1 protein-coding gene is annotated in these 1,413 nt (G+C 75.9%); it reads right to left on the bottom strand.

Translation table 11 applies throughout. The features are described from left to right. Positions 1–1,399, bottom strand: a 1,399-nt coding sequence (locus ACLD7X_RS16795) for a DUF4159 domain-containing protein (protein ID WP_425625415.1), incomplete at its 3' end; no start/stop codon positions are given. Positions 1,400–1,413: the final 14 nt, after the last annotated feature.

Genomic DNA, 1,413 nt, shown 5'->3' with positions numbered 1-1,413 from the left:
GGAAGGCGCGCAGGATATAGAAGGTCTTGGACAGGACATGATCCCCGCCCACCGGCGCCAGCGCCGGCAGGGACAGGCCGGCCAGCGCCCGGCGCGCGATGGCCGCGCTGCCGCCCCCGGCCCGGCCGGCGCCGCGCGTGTCGATGAACAGCATGCCGCCGCTGCGCAGATGCAGGTCCAGCGCGCGGGCGGCCTCCGGGCCCAAGGGCTGCGGGCTCTCCGGCAGCAGCCAATAGATGAGCGGATAGAGCGCCAGTGGATCCCGGCCCGGCGTCACGCCGCGCGGGGGCGCGGCCGCCACAGACGTGCGCGCATTCAGCGCCCGGCTCAGCCCCCGAAGTCCAGCCTCCGCCAGCCCATCGGTCGCGGGATCGCCGGTGCGGACATAGGCCAGCTGAAAGGCGCCAGCGGCCTCCGCCAGCGCGGCGTCGCTGGCGCGGGCCTCGCCTGGGTCGAACAGCAGCGGCGCTATCAGCAGCGCCGCAGCCATGCCCGCCGCCGCCCGGCGCGGCGGCTTCAGCCGGCCCGCGATCCAGAGCGCGATCAGCAGGTCAGCCGCCAGCAGCGCGATGGCGGCCGCCAGAAGCCCGGGGCCGAGCGCGACCGGTGCGGGCCCGGCTGCGGCCTGCGTCGCGGCAGACAGACCCGTCGGCGGCGCGGGCGCCGGGCGCAACGGCGCAAACCGCCCCGCATTCAGCGCAAAAACCGCCCCTCCGCGCTGATAAAGGCCCGGCGGCTGGGCCGGCCCCGGCCTTGCAGCGGCGAGCGCATCAGCCGGAATGGCGCGCGCTTCCCGGCCCGGCGCGACCAGCCTGCCAGACCCGTCCAGCGCAAGGCGCGGCTGGAACGGACCCGCGCCCGTGATCTCCACCCCCGCTGCCGAGCGGCCGGCAAACAGAAGCGTGCGCCGCAGAAGGCCCACGAACGCCCCCGAATAGGGCAGGTCGGACCAGGCCGGCGTCGCCCCGGCATGGAACAGCACGATCAGCCCCTTGCCCCTGCGCGCCGCCGAGACAAGGGGGGACCCATCGGCGAGCGTCGCCCAGATGGCGGCCTCCCCGCCCGGCTCGCCCAGCACCTGCGCGCGCACCTTCACGTCCGCCGGCGGGGAAAGACCTGCGAACGGGCTATCCGGCGGATAGGAGGCGATGGCTTGCGCCTCCTCCCAAGCCACCCCGCCGCCAAAGCTGCGCGCGCCGTCTCGCAGGGGGGCCGGCAGCAGCCTGTCCTCCCCCGGCGCTTCGGCAAGCCTCGGCCCGGCAAAGCGCACCAGCACGCCGCCACGCTCCACCCAGGCCAGGAGCGCGCCCTCGTCCGCATCGGGCAGCGGGCCGGAATCGGGCAGAAGGATCGCATCCACCCCCGCCTCGGCGAGCGCGCCGGCCCCGGCCTCGCTCAACAGGGCATAGGGCG

The sequence above is a fragment of the Aphanothece microscopica RSMan92 genome (assembly GCF_046613545.2).
In the GTDB taxonomy this organism is placed as follows: Bacteria; Cyanobacteriota; Cyanobacteriia; order PCC-6307; family Cyanobiaceae; genus NIES-981.
This window is presented reverse-complemented; position numbering and strand designations above follow the sequence as displayed.